Source organism: Marinimicrobium sp. UBA4509, from assembly GCF_002388575.1.
GTDB lineage: Bacteria > Pseudomonadota > Gammaproteobacteria > Pseudomonadales > Cellvibrionaceae > Marinimicrobium > Marinimicrobium koreense.
This window is the reverse complement of the sequence record NZ_DGMV01000063.1, coordinates 1-3,021: the sequence shown is the minus strand read 5'-3', so window position 1 is coordinate 3,021 and position 3,021 is coordinate 1. Positions and strand designations below refer to the sequence as shown.

The following is a 3,021-nucleotide window of genomic DNA, read 5'->3' as shown; positions in this document are numbered from 1 at the left end:
CTCACTCACCCCCAGGGACGCCCGAGTCTCGGCCCGGGCGATGGGAAACAACAACCCGGGGTCATAACTCGATGCGTAGGCTGTCTGCTGCCCGAGCGGTCCATGACTGTTGGATGTGTGCTCACTCATAACGCCCCTACCCTGAAAAGTTACGCGCGCAGACGCTTGCCGGTTTTAAGCAGGTGCATGCCAATGGCAAACAGCACCATGACGCACACCACCAGGCCACTGAACGCCACGCCAATATTGACGTCCGACACGCCCAACATGCCATAGCGGAAGGCGTTGACCATATACAGAATCGGGTTCAGCTGGGCCACGCCCTGCCAGAAGTCCGAGAGCAGATCGATCGAGAAAAAGACCCCGCCCAGATAGGTCAGCGGCGTCAGCACAAAGGTCGGCACGATGGAGATATCATCAAAGGTGTTGGCGAACACCGCATTGATGAAACCGGCCAGGGCGAACAGCACCGCCGTGAGCACCACGATGGACACGGTGATGACCCAGCTGTAGATCGGCAGGTCGGTAAAAAACAGTGACAGGATGGTCACCATGACCCCGATCGCCAACCCACGGGCCACGCCACCGAGCACATAGCCCAACAGAATGACGTAGTTCGGTGTGGGCGAGACCAGCACCTCTTCAATACTGCGCTGAAACTTGGCACTGAAAAAAGACGAGCTGACATTCGAGTAAGAGTTGGTCAGCACCGCCATCATGATCAGTCCGGGCACCACAAACTGGATGTAGTCGAAGCCACCCATCTCACCGATACGGCTGCCAATCAGCTTGCCGAAAATCACAAAGTACAGTGCCATGGTGATGGCCGGGGGCAACAGGGTCTGAACCCAGATGCGGGTGAAGCGTTTGATTTCCTTACGCAGAATGGTGGTAAACGCGATCCATTGTTCTTTAAACTCCACGACGATCACCTCCGGTCGCTGGTTCGCTGGCTGTGTTCTCTTCGGTTTCTTCAGTGACGGACTCCGCCGGCTCCCCATTGCCGGTCATGGCGACGAAGAGTTCCTCCAGGCGGTTGGCCTTGTTGCGCATACTGACAATATCGAGCCCCTGGGCGGTCAGCGCGTCAAACACCCGGTTCAACGACTGACCTTTTTCCAGATCCACCTCAAAGCTGTGCTCATCCAGCAGCCGGGTTTCGAAGCCCTCGATATGTGGCGCTTCCCATACCGAATTGGCGCAATCGAAAATGAACACCTCGCGGTTGAGCTCTTTCAACAGGCTGCGAATGGTGGTGTTCTTGACGATTTTGCCCTGATCGATAATGGCCACATGGCGGCACAGGCTTTCCGCCTCTTCCAAGTAGTGGGTGGTCAGGATGATGGTGGTGCCCTGAGCGTTGATTTCCCGCAGGAACTCCCACATGGAACGGCGCAGCTCGATATCCACCCCGGCGGTGGGCTCGTCGAGAATCAGCAGCTTGGGCTCGTGCACCAGCGCCCGGGCAATCATCAACCGGCGCTTCATGCCGCCGGAGAGCATGCGGGCGGGGGTATTGCGCTTGTCCCACAGGCCGAGTTTCTTCAGGTACTTTTCCGTCTGCACCATGGCGACCGACCGGGGCAGGCCGTAAAAGCCGCCCTGTTGCAGCACGATATCCTGAACTTTTTCAAACTGGCTGAAATTGAATTCCTGGGGCACGATGCCCACTTCTTTTTTGGCCCGGGAGAAGTGGGTATCAATATTATGGCCAAAAATTTCCACCTCGCCGCCGGTCTTGCGGACCAGTGAACAGAGAATCCCAATAGTGGTGGACTTGCCGGCGCCGTTGGGCCCCAGCAGCGCGAAAAAGTCGCCGGGCTGGACCTCCATGGAAATGCCCTTCAGGGCATGGAAGCCGCTCCCGTAGACTTTGGAGAGATTTCTAATCGAAAGTGCAGCTGTCATAATGTCGGATTCACTCATTCATTTGGGGGCGGCGATGACTCAGCGCCGCCCGGGGAGTTTAGCGTGTCGACTCAGCTCAACCATTACGCGGAAACACAGCATCGAGACTACCATTTGCGCCTGTTGCGCGATTTTATCCAGCAGGCTCAGCAGCAGCCCCCGTTTATTGAGGAAGACTGCCCCGAGGATGACCTGGAATTTCTGGCCCGCCTGGAAGCGCTCCCCAGAGCCCACCAGGACGAGGATTTCCTGTACCGAGGGCAACAGGTCCTGAGCCGGGTGGTGGCCGCCTACGGCCACCTGGTGCCCCTGCTCCACCGAGACCTGCTCTGGTACTTCGGCGGCGACTGCCTGCATTACATGCCGGATGAAGAGATCGCCAAGTACCAGCTTCTGGACGAACGCCGCCACGAAGCCATTGCCGAGGGCCGGGAGTTCTCCTATGAGCACGAACGGGCCAAGGTGTTTGGCCTGCATTAGTCGGCCAGGGTGCCAGCGGGCACGGGAAGCCGCGTAGTTTAGCAGATTCGGATGTAACCGTCTTTTTAACGAGGGCGGTCGCCCGGCGGTTTGTGTCGGGTTACGCGCTGGGCGCTAACCCGACCTACGGGGTCTACGGGATCAACCCGACACACGGGGTAGCAACTCAGTGACGGCGGGTGCGGCCTTTGGCCTTACCCGCCCTACGCAAACCGTGAACGCCGCGGAATTTGGCGCCATGTAGGGCACGCCGGTGGAATTTGGCACATTGGAGCGGGACCAAAGCGCCGGGAGCGCTTTGGCACGGCGAAGCCGCCCGCAGGGGCCGTCCGCAGGACAACATAATGCGCCGAGTGACAAACCGGCAGGAAGCCGGTTTGCACAGCCGAAGGCTGCCCGAAGGGGCTGTCCGCAGGACAGCACAATGTGGCTCGTGAAACGAGACTCGTTTCCCGGGCGGATTCCTGTGCCCAACGGCCAGACACAAAAAAAGCCGACCGAAGTCAGCTTTCTTTGAAGATTTGGAGCGGGAAACGAGACTCGAACTCGCGACCCCAACCTTGGCAAGGTTGTGCTCTACCAACTGAGCTATTCCCGCCACATTGCGTAAAATGGCGTCCCCTAGGGGACTCG

Annotated in this window: 3 protein-coding genes and 1 tRNA gene; 1 reads left to right on the top strand and 3 read right to left on the bottom strand. The window is 58.6% G+C overall.

The window, feature by feature from the left end:
- Positions 1 to 149: 149 nt before the first annotated feature.
- Together B3520_RS12305 and B3520_RS12300 are read right to left on the bottom strand one after the other, a co-directional pair.
- On the bottom strand, positions 150 to 923 hold the full coding sequence (locus B3520_RS12305; RefSeq protein ID WP_024460643.1) for an ABC transporter permease: 774 nt from the start codon (positions 921 to 923) through the stop codon (positions 150 to 152).
- On the bottom strand, positions 913 to 1,908 hold the full coding sequence (locus B3520_RS12300) for an ABC transporter ATP-binding protein (RefSeq protein WP_123637748.1): 996 nt from the start codon (positions 1,906 to 1,908) through the stop codon (positions 913 to 915). The genes B3520_RS12305 and B3520_RS12300 overlap by 11 nt, the downstream gene beginning before the upstream one ends.
- Before the next feature lie 63 nt (positions 1,909 to 1,971).
- Between B3520_RS12300 and B3520_RS12295 the strand changes: the two genes are divergently transcribed.
- On the top strand, positions 1,972 to 2,388 hold the full coding sequence (locus B3520_RS12295; RefSeq protein ID WP_024460645.1) for a PA2817 family protein: 417 nt from the start codon (positions 1,972 to 1,974) through the stop codon (positions 2,386 to 2,388).
- 522 nt (positions 2,389 to 2,910) lie between these two features.
- On the opposite strand, the gene B3520_RS12290 is transcribed toward B3520_RS12295, so the two are convergent.
- Positions 2,911 to 2,986 (bottom strand) — tRNA-Gly (locus B3520_RS12290).
- Positions 2,987 to 3,021 lie beyond the last annotated feature (35 nt).

Coding starts and splice junctions, on each gene's coding strand:
- B3520_RS12300 (WP_123637748.1), bottom strand. CDS start 1,908: ATGACAGCTGCACTTTCGATTAGAAATCTCTCCAAAGTCTACGGGAGC.